Consider the following 822-nt stretch of genomic DNA (forward strand, 5'->3'; position numbering starts at 1 on the left):
TCCAATTGAGAAAGAGTGAGGAGAAGGCAGTAAAGACCATGATGAAGGCTAATGTGGGCAAGATTAATCAGCAGACTTATGATATCTTATCGAAGAGAAAATTATTGAACGAGAAAGAGTCTATTTAATTGTAGGGGCTCGATTTATCGAGCCCGGCATTACGGGGCGGATAAATCCGCCCCCTACACTAAATGTCATTGCGAGCCCTGATTTATCAGGGCGTGGCAATCTCTAATTTAATGAGATTGCTTCCCCTGTTTTCACAGGGGCAGGCTTGCAAAGCTTCGCAATGACATTTTGAGATTGATATATTATACAAGGAGGGATTCAATGGATCTAAAAACATTGTTAGATTTAATCGCTAATCAGGGATTCCCTATTGCCCTATCCATACTCTTAATCTTTCGGATTGATAGGTTTATGCAGGAGATAGTGATTGCCCAGAAAGAAGGGTATCGGACAAAAGGAACTCTCCGGAATGAAGGTAGAGTTGGGGAAAATTGAATAGAGATAAAAAGGCAATAAAAAAAGGGTAAGCTATAAAGAAAGTCATCTTCCTTAGCTTACCCTTTTTTATTTTAAATATTATTTATTTTGAAAAAGTTACCGAATTATTGAGCTAGTACAACGGTTTTCTGTCACAATATTTATCCTATTTCAGCAGGCCAGTTCTCTGGTTAAACTCTCTAATTAATTTATCTATCTTACTGGTCTGTTGGTGAATACCGCCCCAGTAATTTTCATAATCATACCATTGGGCATTTAATTCTTCTAAATCTTTACCCTGCTGTTCTACCCAGGTAAAGTATTTTAGGTTATGAA

1 protein-coding gene is annotated in these 822 nt (G+C 37.6%); it reads left to right on the forward strand.

Annotation, left to right across the window (positions count from 1 at the left end; translation table 11 throughout):
- Nucleotides 1-330: 330 nt before the first annotated feature.
- Nucleotides 331-504: a hypothetical protein gene (locus tag COZ07_RS07900; protein WP_406608025.1), complete on the forward strand. Its 174-nt coding sequence runs from the start codon at nucleotides 331-333 to the stop codon at nucleotides 502-504.
- The last annotated feature ends 318 nt before the right edge of the window (nucleotides 505-822 follow it).

Origin of the sequence: Candidatus Infernicultor aquiphilus, from assembly GCF_002784285.1 — a bacterium.
GTDB lineage: Bacteria > Atribacterota > Phoenicimicrobiia > Phoenicimicrobiales > Phoenicimicrobiaceae > Infernicultor > Infernicultor aquiphilus.